Raw genomic sequence first — 15,390 nt, forward strand, 5'->3', positions numbered from 1 at the left:
TGAGTACTTGCGTTTTACTTTCTGCGCTGCTACAATTCAACAACGCAAGTTGACTTCAGGTATCTGCATTCTTTATTACGGAATTTTTAGATTGCAGGTACCTGATATTTTTTTAAAATTTTCAAAAATATTAAGTATATAAATTTACAATATTTTCTAAACAAAATGTAGCATATTATACCTAAGAGCTAAGAGCTCCTGTTAATCAAATAAAATTCATTAAAGAAGGAAGGAGTTGTAGATGGAATTTTCATTTGGAATACCAACAAAAATATATTTTGGAAAAGATTGTATAGCTAAGAATGCCGGAGTGCTTGCAGCAGTTGGAAGTAAGGCAATGATTGTCACAGGAAAGCATTCAGCTAAGGCAAGCGGCGCACTTGATGATGTCACAGCAGTGCTTGAGGCGGAGAAAAAGGAATATGTAATTTTTGATGAGATTGAGAATAATCCTTCTGTTGAGACTGTTGCTAAGGCTGCTGATATTGCAAGGGCAGAAAAGATTGATTTTGTTATCGGAATCGGCGGAGGTTCACCGATAGATGCTTCCAAGGCAATTGCAGTTCTTGCTGCTAATGCGGATATGGCAGTGACCGACCTTTTTAAAAATGCATTTACAAAGGCACTTCCGATTGTCGGAGTACCTACAACGGCAGGTACCGGAAGTGAGGCAACACCATACAGCGTACTCTTAAGAAAGGATATGCAGACGAAGGTAAGCTTCGGGACAAAGGACACATATCCGGTGTATGCATTTGTTGATGCAAAGTATACATATTCACTCGGAAAGGGTTCTACAATAAGCACGGCTGTAGATGCATTTACACATGCTTTTGAAGGCTATCTTGCCAACAGAAGCACCGTTATCAGCGACAGCTTTGCAACGACTGCAATAAAGGCATTCGGAAAGAGCATGAGAAAGCTTGCCAAGTTCGAGCTTGATGAGGCTGACAGAGAGAATCTCATGCTAGTATCGCTTCTCGGAGGAATCATAATATCGCAGACAGGCGTAACGATTGCGCATGGAATGGGCTACTGCTATACATATTTTAAGGGAATTCCGCATGGTGCGGCCAACGGCCTGATTATGAGAGAGTATATGAAGCTTAACTATGATGTGGCAAAGGACAAGATAGACAATGCATTAAGCCTGCTTGGATGTGAAAGCATTGATGAATTTGCCGATATCCTTGCGGAAATGCTTGGACAGCCACCGAAGCTTACAGAAGAAGAGATAGAACTCTACACAAAGCTTACCCAGATTCAGAAAGGAAGCATGGCAAATACACCGCATAAGATTGATGCGGAAGTAATAAAGGGACTGTGGAGCAGTATACGCTAACTAAAACACGCTTTCGCTGCATGCTGCCGGCAGCAGCATAGCGTTTTAGCAGATATGGTTTCACAGATAAAAAGAAAATGCACTGAAAAAGACGAACAAACTTGATATGCGCAAAAAGCGCAGGAATGGAGGATTGTAATATGGAATCATTATATGAGAGATGTATGAAGGTCATGCCGCCTGTAGTAAAAAGAGCAACAACAATGGGAGTAACGAAGGGAGAGGGATGTTATCTGTGGTCTGAGGACGGACGTAAGATTCTTGATTTTGCAAGCGGCGTTGCAGTATGTAATCTCGGACACAACCATCCTAAGGTAGTTGATGCAGCCGAGAAGCAGATGAAGGAGCTTATCCATGGCGGACACAATGTTGTCTACTATGAATCATACGTAAGGCTTGCTGAGAGACTGGTTGAGCTTACGGGCGGAGACACGATGGTATATTTCAGCAACAGCGGTGCTGAGGCCAATGAAGGAGCAATAAAGCTTGCCAAGTATGTAACAAAGAGACCGGGCATAATTGCATTCAGAGGTTCTTTCCACGGACGCACACTTGCAACAACATCACTTACGTCATCAAGCTCAGCTTACAGAAAGAATTATGAGGGACTTCTGCCAAGTGTATATTTTGCAGAGTATCCATATCTTTACAGAACACCTTATGAAATGAAGGATGGCAAATGCCCTAAGGAGTATTTTGAGCAGTTTGAAAATATTTTCCATACGCTTATTGATCCTTCAATGGTGGCAGCAATCATGATGGAGCCTGTGCAGGGTGAGGGCGGCTATATTGTCCCTGATAAGGAATTTGTTCAGTATGTAAGAGAGATTTGTGATAAATATGGCATACTTCTTATATTTGACGAGGTTCAGTCAGGTATGGGAAGAACCGGCAAGCTGTTTGCATATGAGCATTTTGGCGTAAAGCCCGATATTCTTACATCTGCCAAGGGTATTGCTAACGGATTTCCGCTCAGTGCGGTTATCGGTAAGAAGGAGATTATGGAGCAGTGGCCTGCAGGAGCACACGGCGGTACATTTGGCGGCAATCCGGTTGCGTGTGCGGCTGCCAATGCAGTGCTTGATGAGCTCACTGACGGCGGAATGCTTGACAATGCAGCTAAAATGGGAGATTATTTTAAGGAAAAGCTGTTCGCACTTCAGAAGAAGTATCCTTCAGTTATCGGTGACGTAAGAGGACTTGGACTCATGCTTGCAATGGAGATGGTTCATCCGGATAAGACTCCCGATGCAGATATCACAACAGCAATCCGTACCAAGGCACTTGAGAAGGGACTGCTTCTGCTTGGATGCGGTACTAACCACAATATCGTAAGATTCATCGCTCCTACAATCGTAACAGAGAAGGAGATTGATATTGCGATTAATATCATTGACGAGTGCCTGAAGGAGCTGACAGAATAGATTCGGAGGTATGGCTAATGGTTGCTTTACAACAGATGCTTGTGCTTTTCATCATAATGATGATTGGCTTTATAGCTTATAAGAAAAATATAATTACGGATGAGACTTCCAAGAAGCTGTCGGCAATTGTTGTAAACATATCCAATCCTGCCCTCATACTTTCAAGTGTTACCGGAAATGCAACGGTTACGGGAGCAGAGCTTGTTGAGACCATGTTCGTTGCGATAGGAATGTATGTATTCCTTATTGCTGTCGCAGCGCTTGTTCCCGTAATTATAAAGGCTCCGGCAAGGGACAGGGGTACATACCGTGTCATGACTATATTCGGTAATGTCGGATTTATGGGATTCCCGATAATATCTTCACTATATGGAGGCGGAGCGCTTCTGTATGCTTCGCTGTTCCTGCTTCCGTACAACATACTGATATACACATATGGTGTATGGGAAATGTGCAAAAGCAGCGGTGAAGGCAGCGGTGCTGTTAAAAAGTCCGGCAGAGAAAGCATTAAGCAGATATTCAACATAGGAGTTATCTTCTGTATAATCGCAGTTGTTGTGTATGCGCTCGGAATAAAGTTTCCTGCATGGGTCAATACAACGGTATCAATGCTGAGTAGCACAACAGCTCCGCTGAGTATGATGGTTATCGGCGCGTCATTTGCAACAATGAATTTCAAAAAGGTATTCCTGAATGTGAGAACATGGGTGTTCTCTGCATTAAGGCTGCTTGTTATACCGGTTCTGGGAACATTTCTTGTATCTCTGGTTACAGACAATCCGTCAATCATAGGTGTTACGATGGTTATGCTGGGAGTACCTGTAGGAAGCATGACAGCAATGCTTGCGCAGGAATACGGCGGAGACTATGCATTATCATCCGAGACTGTGGCAATGACAACACTCTTATCGGTAGTGACATTTCCTATTGTATCAATGGTAATGCATATTTGACATATCCAATTAAAAATGTTACTATACCTGTCGAGAAGGTTTATTTTAGATTGTCCCTTGACAGGACACAATGAAGCCACCGCCTTTACACGATGGCTTATTTTGTGCCCTGAAGAGGGATATTTTATTTTTACAATAAAAATTATCAGTAGCTGCGGTCTGAAAATAACGGAGCTTCCATATACTCCTTAATAGCTTCAATACTGTCGTAATGGGCAAGTGCCCACATAAGCTTCATAGTGAGGGCCTCTGTTGTCATGTCGGCACCTATGATAACATTCTGCTTTGCAAGATTCTGCCCGACTTCATATATGCTCAGATCAATTCCTTCATATATGCACTGTGTGGTGATTACTACCGCAACTCCTGCATCAATAAGCTCATGTATTTTTGCAACTATATCATTATGCTCATTCGGAATTCCGCCGATTCCGAAGCTTTCGATAATAACACCGCGATAAGTATTTTTAATAAAATCAAATATATCAGGTCTGATTCCGGGAAATATCTTAAGAATAAGAATGTCCGGACAGAGGCGTGTATCAATTGCAAATTCACCTGATACCGGGCGGCTTAACTGCTGCAGATGACCGGAATAGTCAAGCACCTGATTGTAGGTTATCCTTCCAAGCTTAATTTCTGCTATTACCGGAAAGTTGACGGTTTCAAATGCATCCGAGCTTCTGGTCTTAATCTTCATCGCATGTGCGCCGTTAATAACCATTCCGTCGAATGTCACATATACCCCGTTAATTCCTTCACAGGCAAAACGTATCGCATCGGACAGATTTTTCTTGGCATCAGTATAGAGCGCCTCGATAGGTATCTGTGAGCCGGTAAATACAACGGGCTTTGCGAGATTTTTAAGCATATATGTCATGGCAGCGGCGCTGTAAGCCATCGTATCGGTACCGTGTGCCACAACAAAACCGTCATATGATTCATAATTATCGGCAACAGCCTGCGCTATTGCTGCCATAAGTGACGGATTCATATTGGTACTGTCAACATTCATGACAGATATACCGTCAAGCTGACAGACTGATTTGATATCGGGTATATATGCAAGCAGGCGTTTTACGTCGATTGAAGGTGTCAGCCCGCCTTCTGATTCTGATGAAGCTATTGTACCGCCGGTGGCGATTAAAAGTATTTTTTTCATTATATCTCCATTTCTGCATTAGGTGAATTTTTGCTGCTCATGCGGACATCATTGGAATTGTCCCACATAAACCATCCTGTAAAGCCAAATATAACAGCTATTATTATACATGTAAATGATAACCACATATATGGCAGATATTCAAATGCGGCGACTCCGAGAATTGCAGACATATAGATGCCGTTATCACTCCATGGAATCATGCCGGCAGTAAGTGTACCGCCTATCTCTGCATTACGTGACAGAACGCGGCGGCTGTAGCCCATCCCGTCATATCTGGCTGCCATAATCTTAGGTGTAAGTACAAGTGAGACATACATTGCACTTCCGAGAAGGCATCCAAGGAAGCCGACTATTATTGTAAATACAGTAAGCGTCCCGCCATTGTTAATAAAGCCGTACAGCCTGTCGGCAATAGCCTTTATAATTCCAATCCGGTCGAGAAGTCCGCCGAATCCAAGACCGAGAATTATTATGGCAGCCGACCAGAGCATGCTCTCCATGCCTCCGCGTCCAAGAAGCGAATCTATAAAATTAACGCCTGTATTCATCTCGAGCTGTGTCCATGCAGTGGATATTGCCGTTACCGGATGAAGCCCCTGAAAAGCAATTCCCCATATAATCCCAAGTACTGAGCCGAATGTTATTACAGGAAGTGAAGGAAGCCGCAGAATAAGCAGAATTATTACAATTATCATCGGGATGAATGCAAAAAGGCTTATGTTAAAATTCTCAGCCAGTGCATTCATGACATATTCTACCTGCGTAAGGTCTGCACTGCTTTCTCCAATCGATAATCCGAATATGGTGAAAGCAATTCCGGTTATCGCAAATGCTGTGAGAGATACAGGCATTATACCACGGACATGGTCTATTACGTCAATATCTGCCATAGCAGCGGAAAGAACACAGCTGTCCGAAAGCGGGGAGAGCTTATCACCAAAGTATGCGCCCGAAAGGACGGCACCTGCAGTAACGGGAGCAGGGACACCCATTGCCGAGCCTATACCCATCATAGCAATTCCGGCAGTACCGACAGTACCCCATGACGTTCCGGTGGCAAGCGAAGTTATACCGCACAATATAAGCGCCGCCGGAAGAAATACAGCCGGATGAATTACGTTAAGTCCGTAGTAAATAAGGCTCGGAACAATACCTCCTGAAATCCATGTCCCGACAAGTGCGCCTACGGCAAGAAGAATAAGTATTGCGCTCATTCCGTCATAGATGCCTCCGGTTATTGACTTTTCCATATCACTGTAAGAATGACCGTTAAATTTACCTAAAGCCATGGCAAGAAACCATGCGGCGAATATTGCAAGGTGAATCTCTATTCCGAATTGGTTACAGGCAAATGCCATGGCGAGGAATCCTCCAAGGACGATTACCGCCTGTAAAAGTGATGCTTCTTTTTTCAATGCTGACCTCCATTCCTGCCCGTTTTTCAGGGCATCCTTAGTTTGTGCTTTGGCAATTATAGTATCATCTGAAATAAGTAAATTACAGTGGAAATATATGGATTATAGCGGTTATGGCGAACGCGAAAAACGCTCTTGACGGCATAAAAAAATTCCCGGACCGTTAATGATCCGGGAATTAATTAAAATATTTGATTTTTGTACTATTCAGCTTTCATTGCCGCGTCGAATTCATCGAGTATCGCCTGTTCAGGCGCTTTTGTAAGAAGACTCACAACAACTATCATTATAAGAGCAATTATGAATGCGGGAAGAAGTTCATATACATCCCAGAGACCACCCAGCGGACGTACGAGATATTTCCATATAAATACCATTGCGGCACCTGATATCATTCCTGCAAGTGCGCCCCATCTGTTAGAACGCTTCCAATAGAGTGAAAGAAGTATTACAGGACCGAATGCTGCACCAAAGCCTGCCCATGCAAACGACACTATACCGAATACGGAACTTGAAGGATCTCTTGCAAGAAATACTGCAACAAGTGCTACTCCGATAAGTGCTAATCTTGCGGCAAGAAGTGTAGCCTTTCCGCTTAACTTTACATTGAAAACAGAACCCAGGATATCCTTGGACACGGCAGATGACGCGGCGAGAAGCTGGGAATCTGCTGTTGACATCGTAGATGCCAGTATACCTGAAAGAATTACTCCGGCTATAATTGCAAAGAGTATTCCATGTGAGCTCATAAGTGAAGCAATATTGACAATAAGTGTCTCTGAATCCTTAAGGATTGGAAGTGCACCTGCTTCGGATACTGCAAGTCCGATAATACCGATGCATACGGCAGCAGCAAGCGATATTACAACCCAGATAGTGGCAACACGTCTTGATATAGTAAGCTTCCTGGCATCCTCAATAGCCATAAAGCGGAGAAGGATATGAGGCATGCCAAAATATCCGAGACCCCAGGCAAACATTGTTGCAATATTAAGAAATCCGTATGGAGATGAAGCGCCTGTCTCAGGATTATATGTATGAACGAAGCTGAGATAACCTGTAAGTGACTGGGCATTGGCAACAACCTTATCAACACCGCCTGCAACATTTATTCCGAATATAAATACGATAATAAGCGCGATTGACATTATTATTGACTGTATAAAGTCGGTTGTTGATGCGGCAAGGAATCCGCCGGTAGCAGTATAAAGTACGATTACTGCGGCAGAAATAACCATTGCGGCTGTGTAATCAACTCCGAGAAGACTTGCAAAAAGCTTGCCGCAGGCTGCAAATCCCGAAGCTGTATACGGAATGAAAAATACGATAATAAATATGGCTGAGAACAGAAGAAGCAGATTACTGTTATCATGATAACGCTTCTTAAAATAATCAGGTACGGTTATCGCATTACCTGCAATGTGTGAATATCTTCTGAGCTTCTTGGCAACAAAAAGCCAGTTAAGATATGTACCAAAAGCAAGACCTATAGCTGTCCATCCCGCATCTGCGACACCTGTAAGGTATGCAAGACCCGGAAGTCCCATAAGAAGCCAGGAACTCATGTCTGATGCTTCGGCGCTCATTGCCGTTACGAACGGGCCAAGCTTACGGCCACCAAGATAGAAATCATCTGATGTGTTATTCTTTTTGGAACAGATAAATCCTACAACAAGCATGAAACCAAGGTATAGGACCATCGTGCAGAGAATAATGATTTGTGCAACTGTCATGTTAAACCTCTTTCTTAGAATTTCTTCAATATAAATGTATAAATTTTAATAAAAAGCAAGGAACATTTTACCACATTAAAGTGCTGATTACAAGAAATATTGCATTATGACACACAATAACGGAATTGTAAAAAGGGACAGTATTGTGGATAAAAATACAATTTTGACGGCAAACTGTTCATTACCGTCATATTTGGCGGCGAGTATAGCTGTAGTTGCCCCGGCAGGCATCCCTGAGAGGACTACACATACTGAGGTTACAAGTGTGTCGAGTGCCAGCAGCCTGCATCCTGCGAGTACAAGAAGCGGGAATACGATAAGCCTGATAAAACAATAGTAGATATTAAGCCTGCTTACGATTGTTCTGATGTCGATACCGGCAAGAATATGTCCTATTACAATCATTGACAGGCCTGTTGTGCAGCTGCTTGAAGTCTGAAGTGTCTTTACAATGCCTGATGGCAGGTCAAACGGAACCAGCATAAGTACAAATCCGACAAACACTGCAATTATACATGGATGCGTGATGACCTTTTTTATTACATCTTTTCCTTTGGCTGTTGTGAAGCAGGATACTCCGGCTGACCACATTACGATTCGCTGCGGAATAAGATATATTGATGCATACAGAAGACCCTGTGCACCATAAAGTCCCTGAATTACAGGATTGCCGATAAATCCCGCATTAGAGCATATTGTGCCGTACCTGAGGACTGCGAGAGTGTCTTTGTCTTTTACAGGATAAAAATATCTGCCGGCAAATGCACTGAATATCTGTATTACAATTGATGCACACAGAACAGCAAAACAGGATACAAGCACCTCACGGTTCATGTCAATCATAAATGACACGATGATGTTACACGGAAGTACAAAGTCAATAACCAGATCTGTGAGAGGTTTCTTGGATTCGGGTGGAAGAATTTTTAATTTTGTCATGACATAGCCTGCAATCATAAGTAAAAAGATAGTTATCTGCAGGTCAATCATGGAATGCATGTCAACCATATGTATATTTATCTCCATTTCTGCGCATTGGGCGCTAAGCATTTGATATCTATTATAACAAAAATCTCCAAAAAAGATATTCAAAATATATTTTAATATGTATAATAGTAAATAGCCATGCAGATGTATTGAAGGGGATATTGCATGATGCGAGGAGGATAATAAGATATGGGTAACGATGAATACAATGTGGATAGAATAGACAGGCTTGAACAGGAGCTTACGCGCCTTGAGAATATAGTAGATGCACAGCAAAAGGAGATAGCACTGCTTAAGCAGATGAATACGGCACCACAGCCGCAGGCACCGCCGATGGTTCAGTGGCAGATGCAGCATGTATTACAGCCACAGGCACAACAGATGCTGCAACAGCAGCAGATGCCACAACAGCAGCAGATGCCACAACAGCAGCAGATGCCGCCGCATCAACCGCAGATTAATCCGGAAGCATATGGGCTGCCGCCTGTTGGACGTAAAACCACAATTGCGGACAGGATGAGGCAGAACAGTATAGAGAACAGGCTTGGCAATTCAATGGGAATTATTGCATCTGTGCTTATATTTATAAGCATGGTGCTGTTTGTAACGCTGGTGTATTCATCGCTCACAGACATGATCAAGGTAACATGTATATTTGCATTAAGTTTTGCAATACTTGCTGCAGGAATTGTGCTTATGAAGCGCAGAACCAATATATTTACAATGTCAGTTGCCGGATGCGGAATGGGAGCGATATTCCTGTCGCTGTTTGTTGCACATATATATTTTGGTATGATTGACAGAATAGTTCTGTACATTCTGATTACGATATGGGCGGTGGCAGTGTTCGGTTTCTTTCAGAAAAAGTCATACGCATTCAGAGTCGTAGGTCAGGCGGGTGTTACAATCGCTGCCGTATTCGGAGCGTATGCGCTTGACGGTACCCGGATTATTGACGGTGCATGGATGGGACAGTATGTATCGGTATTCGTATTTTTTGTGGCAGTGTCATTGTTCTATCTTATTGTACGCCCGGAGAGAGGCGCTGCAAAGAATGCTCCGTTGGCAATTATGGATTATATAGGAATATTTGCGGTATCCGCAGTCGGAGCAGAGCATTGTACGCAGACGGGATTGTATGTAATTATGGCGGTGACATGGATGTATATGTTCGGAATCCTGTTCAGATATATATGGGCATCCCGGCAAGGTACAGCTTTGTCGGATGAGGCAGGTATTATATATGTCGGACTGTCTTTGTCTGCATGTTATGTGACCGCGTCACTTGGTGACGGTATTAATTCCGGTATGAATGCGGCAGCCGGCTTTATAACATTCGCGGTAAATGTCATTATTACAGGAACCGCATATGTTGCCGAACTATACAGAACAAAGCTTTACAATGCATGCCCTGGTAATGCCGGTACATCTGATGCGGCAGCCGGAGTGTCAGCTAAGAATTATAATATAATCCATATAATTATGTCTGTAATTCTGTATCTGATGCTTCTTAATAAAACAACGGAATTTGACGCGCTTTATGATATGGTCGGAATAGGCATTTATATATTCCCGATGCTTGCGGCAGCTTATTACTGTAAGGACAGAACGGCACTATGGCTTGCGTATGCAACAATGGCTGTATTTGCAGTATCAGGCTGTGAGTACATTACAATCAGAATAATAATATGTATACTCGGAGCGGCAATGGCATGCACATTGATGGCATACCGCAAGGAAATGTATCATCCGTTATTCAAATGTGCATTATATGCAGTAATTATTGTCACAATCCGGGCAATTACGGATGACGTACTTATAATCCAAAGCATCCCGCGGATTATGCACAATACCTGGATATATATAGTACTTGCGGTAATAAACTGCGCAGCAGTCCACCTGCTTGACCGCAGCAGGTCTGAAAAGCCGGCCCTGCTGTTTACGGGAGGATTCAATGTATTGCTGATGCTTCAGGGAATGTCATATCTTGAAGGTAGTTATTCCTGGTGGATTAAGCTGATAATTCTTGTTGTAGCAGCAGGAACATTTACAACAGGGATAAATGTTTTATACGAAAAATACGGCACTAAGACATGGGCAGGCATCTATACCGGCCTTAAGCTGAGCGTATTTGTATATGCAGCACTTCACGCATATGAAGTTACCGGCCCATATATCAGCATAGGATGGCTGGTGCTTTCGATAATCCTTATTGCGTCAGGCTTTGTATTCAGATACAGATACCTGCGCATGTACGGAATGTTCCTGACAATGTTTGCAATCGTAAAACTTCTTGTATTCGACATCTCATATGAGAACGGAATCGTCAGGGCAGGAAGTTTCCTTGTCAGCGGTCTTTTGTGCTTTGTGATAAGCATGATTTATAATAAGTGGAGCAGGAAGATGGAAGGGGAGAAGAATGGCGATGAATGAGAGGAGGTTTAGCTTATGTATACAGGAAGCATAACAACAGACAGCCAATATAACGGTTATAATGATTATAGCGGATATAATGACTATTCCGATTATGCAGGAAGGGAAACACCTGATGGCAAAAAGCCACAGGAAGAATGCCAGACGTGTAAAAACCGCAAATACGTAGATGGTTCTGACGAAGCCAATGTATCTTTTAAAAGTGCAGCACACATATCGCCAGAGAGAGCCAAAGCTGCAGTTGCGGCGCATGAAGGACAGCATGTTGCAAATGCGTTTAAGAAGGCAGCACAGAATAACGGACAGGTGCTGTCAGCGTCTGTGCGTCTTAAGACAGCGATATGCCCGGAATGCGGACGTTCATACATATCAGGCGGAGTTACGAATACACAGATTAAGTATTATAATGAGTCTAATCCATATCAGCAGGATCTTAAGCAGTCAGACGGAATAAAGCTGCGGGGAGCTAATGTTGACTATCAGTTGTAGTTGCGGACAGAGACTTAATAGATAAGATAAGGGCGGTATTATAATGGCATTTGTAAGCATGTTTTTTGTCTTGATAATTGTAATAATAGCATTTATCGGATTCTGCACATTTGTGGGAGCAATCCTGCTTGTCATAAGTGCTTTTAAGCATAGTAGCTACAAGAAAAAGACGTCACAGGGAATACCTGTAAAACGTACATATATAGTGTTAAGGTCGATAGGACTTGTGTGCATGATTCCGCTTATTGCGGCGGTTTCGCTTGTTGTATATTCATTTATCGGTGCCGGAATAAGCTCGTTTGCTGATAAGAATATGAATCTCGGATATAATGTGATGAACGGCAACTATGAGGCTGCAGAGCGCATTTTGAAGAGAGGAGTAACGCCGGACTGTACAAGATACAGCAACAGACATGCCGGGAATGGGGAAGAGACACTTTTGTGTGTACTTGCAGAAAATGGCTTTACTTCGGGAACTGATTCCGCAGGCGATGAGGAAGAAGTACTCCGCATGATGCAGCTGCTTATTGATTATGGAGCTGATTTGGAGTACAGGGCATACGAACATCCAAAAGACAGTGATTTACACAGAATGAATGACTTGTCAGATTATTATATGACAAGTGACAATTGCGGATATACACCGCTTCTGTATGCTGTATATAATGGAGAGCCTGAGCGTCTCAGACTGCTAGTGGATAATGGGGCGGACATCAATGTAAAGGACTATTGCGGATATAATGCAGTTGCCACAATAGCGGATAACCTGAGTGACAGAACCGGTGCAGATATGCTGGAGTATCTTATTGATAACGGATGCACGGCGGATAATGTCACTAATTTCCGGCAGGACGTTTTGTTCCTGCTTTCAAGAAATAGCAGACAATGCAGCAAAATGACAGATATTATCAATAACAATTACAGATAACTGCCGGATAAGATTTTTAAGTAATTCTTTATACTTACTTAAAAAATATTAAAATTTTTTAAAAAAGGTGTTGACAAATTAAAAACGAAAGACTATTGTATTACTTAATTCAACAGTCAAATGCGAAGAACAGGACATGACTTCTTCATATCACCGCTTACAGAAAGCCGTTGTTTGTGAGATACGGCAGCAAGGAATGAATGAGCCCTCACCTGCGAGCTGTTTCGGGGAAAGGTTATATTACTGTATACCAAGTAGTCGGAACCGGTACCCATCGTTAACAGGGCATGCCATATAGCCATGATTAATCGTCAGGTTAGTCGGTGAATGTGGCAGGAGAGAGGTCGGAACACCCGGCAAGCAAAGTGGTAACGCGGAAGTAACGATAAGTTTACCTTCGTCTTTGCACATACATCCAATGGATATGTGCATGGACGAAGGTTTTTTTGTTGTTATACATATATGAACCATTAGTGAGCCATTAAGTGTTTGACTGCCAGAATACTATTATATAACAATAGGAGAGAGAGATTATGAACACATTAGTAATCGTGCTTATCGCAGCAGTTGTACTTTTTGCAGCTTATGTATTCTACGGCCGCTGGTTAGCAAACAAATGGGGAATTGACCCAAAGGCTCAGACACCTGCTGTTAAGTATAATGACGGCAAAGATTATGTACCAACAAAAGGATGGACAGTATTCAGCCATCAGTTTTCATCTATCGCAGGCGCAGGCCCTGTAACCGGTGCCATTCAGGCAGCAGCATTTGGCTGGTTACCTGTATTACTCTGGATTCTTATCGGCGGCGTATTCTTCGGTGCAGTAACAGACTTCGGTGCTCTGTATGCTTCAGTTAAGAATGAAGGTAAGTCAATGGGTATGATCATTGAGAAATACATCGGTAAGTTCGGACGTAAGATTTTCTTACTGTTCTGCTGGTTATTCACACTTATCGTTATTGCAGCATTTGCTGATATGGTTGCAGGTACATTCAATGCTTACTCTGTAGCCGGAGGACAGACAACAGTAGTATCAACTAACGGTTCTGCCGGTACTGTTTCTATCATGTTCATGGTATTTGCAGTTGTATTCGGTCTTATCCAGAAGAAGTTCAATCTTTCAGGATGGAAAGAAGCTGTAGTTGGTATTGCATTCATAGTTGCTTCATTTGTAATCGGTAACTTCTGCCCAATCATATTAGGCAAGGAGGCATGGAGCTATATTACATTTGTATATATCTTCTTCGCAGCTGTTATGCCAATGTGGTTAATGAAGCAGCCTCGTGATTATATGACAACATTTATGTTCATTGCCATGATAGTTGGTGCAGCACTTGGACTTGTTGTTGCTCATCCATCTATGAACCTTCCTGTATACACAGGATTCAACAATGCAAAGCTTGGAACAATGTTCCCAATTCTTTTCGTAACTGTTGCATGTGGTGCCGTATCAGGTTTCCACAGCCTTGTATCATCAGGTACATCATCTAAGACAGTTGAGAATGAGAAGGATATGCTTAAGGTTGGCTATGGTGCCATGATACTTGAAAGTTTACTTGCGGTACTTGCTCTTTGTGTAGCAGGTGCAGCCGCAGCAGCAGATGGAACAGCCGCTACAGGTACTCCGTTCCAGATATTCAGCCGTGGTGTAGCAGGTTTCTTTGAAATGTTTGGTGTTCCTGTACATTTTGCTACAGTATTTATGACAATGTGTGTATCTGCACTTGCACTTACATCTCTTGATGCTGTTGCACGTATCGGACGTATGAGCTTCCAGGAACTCTTCAGCGTAGATGATATGGAACATGCGGAAGGATGGAGAAAGCTCCTCTGCAATACATATTTCTCAACAATCGTAACACTTGTATTTGGATTTATCCTTACTAAGATTGGATATGCTAATATCTGGCCACTGTTTGGTTCAGCTAACCAGCTGTTAAGCGCACTTGTACTTCTTACACTTTGCGTATTCCTTAAGGTTACTGGACGCAGCAACAAGATGCTCTTCCCACCACTTATCATTATGCTTTGTGTAACATTTACAGCTCTTGTACAGAGACTTATCGCTATGGTTAAGGCTATCCAGAATGCAGCAGCTGTAACAATTCCTGCAGGTAAGGCAACATGGGGCAGCGTATTCATTGCTAACGGATTACAGCTTATAATCGCAATCCTGCTTATAGTTCTCGGTGTAATCATCGTAGTTAACTCTGTAAAGAGCTATGCTAATAGTGAGAAGAACTCAGAGAAGACAGCAGCATAATTTAACAACATCTTATTGACAAAAAATACTCCGCAAGTTATACTGAATCTAATGTGGCGCAAGCCATTGTGTTAGGAATTTCCGTGAGGGAGTAGTTCGCGTGAGAACGTGATTTGTCAACAGACCCGGTTGTGTAGAATACTTTGTATGATATATAACCTGGCAAATCTTAAAGAATGAGACTCATGTATATTTCGCAGGATGCATAAATGCATCTGTGTGGAATATGCATGGGTCTATTTTTTTAACTATATATT

The 15,390-nt window shown here is 42.6% G+C and carries 11 protein-coding genes; 7 read left to right on the forward strand and 4 right to left on the reverse strand.

Features of this window, described 5'->3' with window-relative positions; genetic code table 11:
* Positions 1-241 precede the first annotated feature (241 nt).
* The 3 genes from NQ488_03520 to NQ488_03530 all read left to right on the forward strand — a co-directional run bounded on the left by NQ488_03520 (position 242) and on the right by NQ488_03530 (position 3,719).
* The gene (locus NQ488_03520) at positions 242-1,342 is read left to right on the forward strand and encodes an iron-containing alcohol dehydrogenase family protein (protein UWN96394.1); all 1,101 of its coding nucleotides are present in this window, start codon (positions 242-244) and stop codon (positions 1,340-1,342) included.
* Positions 1,343-1,482: 140 nt separating this feature from the next.
* A complete protein-coding gene (locus tag NQ488_03525; protein ID UWN96395.1) occupies positions 1,483-2,766 on the forward strand; it encodes an aspartate aminotransferase family protein in 1,284 nt (427 codons plus the stop codon).
* A 17-nt stretch (positions 2,767-2,783) separates the two neighbouring features.
* Positions 2,784-3,719: an AEC family transporter gene (locus NQ488_03530; protein UWN96396.1), complete on the forward strand. Its 936-nt coding sequence runs from the start codon at positions 2,784-2,786 to the stop codon at positions 3,717-3,719.
* 145 nt (positions 3,720-3,864) lie between these two features.
* Here NQ488_03530 and NQ488_03535 read toward each other — a convergent pair whose 3' ends face one another.
* The 4 genes from NQ488_03535 to NQ488_03550 form a co-directional block, all read right to left on the reverse strand.
* On the reverse strand, positions 3,865-4,881 hold the full coding sequence (locus tag NQ488_03535; GenBank protein UWN96397.1) for an asparaginase: 1,017 nt from the start codon (positions 4,879-4,881) through the stop codon (positions 3,865-3,867).
* Positions 4,881-6,299 (reverse strand): Na+/H+ antiporter NhaC, encoded by a 1,419-nt coding sequence (gene nhaC, locus NQ488_03540; GenBank protein UWN96398.1) that lies wholly within the window; start codon positions 6,297-6,299, stop codon positions 4,881-4,883. Before nhaC ends, NQ488_03535 begins: the two co-directional genes overlap by 1 nt.
* Before the next feature lie 203 nt (positions 6,300-6,502).
* Positions 6,503-8,032 (reverse strand): sodium/proline symporter PutP, encoded by a 1,530-nt coding sequence (gene putP / locus NQ488_03545; protein ID UWN96399.1) that lies wholly within the window; start codon positions 8,030-8,032, stop codon positions 6,503-6,505.
* Positions 8,033-8,119: 87 nt separating this feature from the next.
* Positions 8,120-9,040, reverse strand: coding sequence for an AEC family transporter (locus NQ488_03550; protein UWN96400.1), 921 nt, complete (start codon positions 9,038-9,040; stop codon positions 8,120-8,122).
* A 168-nt stretch (positions 9,041-9,208) separates the two neighbouring features.
* Here NQ488_03550 and NQ488_03555 point away from each other — a divergent pair, with 168 nt between their 5' ends.
* The 4 genes from NQ488_03555 (at position 9,209) to NQ488_03570 (ending at position 15,133) form a co-directional block, all read left to right on the forward strand.
* Positions 9,209-11,452, forward strand: coding sequence for a DUF2339 domain-containing protein (locus tag NQ488_03555; GenBank protein ID UWN96401.1), 2,244 nt, complete (start codon positions 9,209-9,211; stop codon positions 11,450-11,452).
* A gap of 15 nt (positions 11,453-11,467) precedes the next feature.
* Entirely contained in the window at positions 11,468-11,941 is a 474-nt protein-coding gene (locus NQ488_03560) for a hypothetical protein (GenBank protein ID UWN96402.1), read from the forward strand.
* Between the two features lie 43 nt (positions 11,942-11,984).
* Positions 11,985-12,869: an ankyrin repeat domain-containing protein gene (locus NQ488_03565; GenBank protein ID UWN96403.1), complete on the forward strand. Its 885-nt coding sequence runs from the start codon at positions 11,985-11,987 to the stop codon at positions 12,867-12,869.
* Between the two features lie 533 nt (positions 12,870-13,402).
* Positions 13,403-15,133 (forward strand): carbon starvation protein A, encoded by a 1,731-nt coding sequence (locus NQ488_03570; protein ID UWN96404.1) that lies wholly within the window; start codon positions 13,403-13,405, stop codon positions 15,131-15,133.
* Positions 15,134-15,390: the final 257 nt, after the last annotated feature.

Source organism: [Bacteroides] pectinophilus, assembly GCA_025146925.1.
GTDB lineage: Bacteria > Bacillota > Clostridia > Lachnospirales > Lachnospiraceae > Bacteroides_F > Bacteroides_F pectinophilus.